This is a genomic window from Pseudomonas sp. PS02303, assembly GCF_029959925.1.
GTDB classification, from domain to species: Bacteria; Pseudomonadota; Gammaproteobacteria; order Pseudomonadales; family Pseudomonadaceae; genus Aquipseudomonas; species Aquipseudomonas mandelii.
The window spans coordinates 1-682 of record NZ_JASCOM010000545.1; the positions used below are offsets into that span (position 1 = coordinate 1).

A 682-nucleotide genomic window follows, 5' to 3' on the forward strand; every position below is an offset into this window, starting at 1 on the left:
CATTTTAAGTAATGCGGCTCTGCGTTCAGGTGAATAGTACGGCACGACCAGTCTCTTTCCGCCCCCGATATGCTTTTTTAGGAAAAATCGGAGAGGCGACAACTATCCTGACACCGGGGGATACATCACTCCCGCTCTGCGCCTTTGCACTGCGCCCTGAACGCTGACCCCTGAGAGGTATTTTCTCTTGGAGTCTTTCAGTTGCCGGATAAGCACCTCATACGCATAGGCCGACATTTCAGCGCTACCGATTTCTCCAATAAAAATCAGCGACTGCCCGTTAGGGCCATAGCTGTAGAAACTCACACAGCCGAACGCCTTTGAGACAGTCATCGACAACATGCGAATCCATTGTGGCGGAACGCTTTTGGCTTTACCGATCCGCAGGGAGAATTCCTCCGCCTGGGTAGCACGCACATCGCCTACTTCCAGCTTGAACTTGTCCATAAGTTTGCGGGCTTGCCGCATTGCTGCTTCGGCCTCATGCGGGTTGCTGGATTTTGCGAGCGCAAAACATTTCTTGATTCTGCCTAGTGCGCGAGCGCGCTTATCCATGGCGGCGGCGAAAACTGAGTGCAACACCTGACCTTTCCGGTACGGTGCTGTCCCTATGTCTTATTCCGAACTCAGCGTTGAAGAGCGCGCCACCATTCAAATCGGTCATGCCCAAGGTTTCAGCCTG

At 53.2% G+C, this 682-nt stretch carries 2 protein-coding genes; one reads left to right on the plus strand and one right to left on the minus strand.

Annotation, left to right across the window (positions count from 1 at the left end; all coding sequences use genetic code 11):
* Nucleotides 1–102 precede the first annotated feature (102 nt).
* Complete coding sequence (locus QMX98_RS34775; RefSeq protein WP_282412088.1) at nucleotides 103–582, minus strand: DUF2786 domain-containing protein; 480 nt, start codon at nucleotides 580–582, stop codon at nucleotides 103–105.
* Nucleotides 583–610: 28 nt separating this feature from the next.
* Between QMX98_RS34775 and QMX98_RS34780 the strand changes: the two genes are divergently transcribed.
* Nucleotides 611–682: helix-turn-helix domain-containing protein (locus QMX98_RS34780; RefSeq protein ID WP_146469857.1), on the plus strand; the 72-nt coding region annotated here is incomplete at its 3' end.